1 protein-coding gene is annotated in these 286 nt (G+C 58.7%); it reads right to left on the reverse strand.

The window, feature by feature from the left end:
* The coding region (locus ACXAH3_RS16505; RefSeq protein WP_474863366.1) for an Ig-like domain-containing protein at positions 1-286 on the reverse strand (286 nt) is incomplete at both ends.

Raw genomic sequence — 286 nt, forward strand, 5'->3', positions numbered from 1 at the left:
GACCGTCGCTGTGGCCGTATCACAGTTCGTCCCGTTCAAGTTCTCACAGATCGTATAGGGATAGCTGTACGTCCCAGCCGTCGTGCCCGGCGCGACAGTGATCGTCCCGTCTGCATTCATTGTGATCGAACCCGCAGCAGGCGAAGGTGCCGTGCCAGGCGTCAGCGTGATATCTGCCGGATCAACAACCACGCCATTCAACGTGTCGTTGTCCAGAACAGACGCAGTGTCGCCGCCTACAAAGCCGTTCACCGCACCCATCGCATCATCCACCGCATCAATCGGA

It is taken from the genome of Aliiroseovarius sp. ABM4_368 (genome assembly GCF_056161205.1).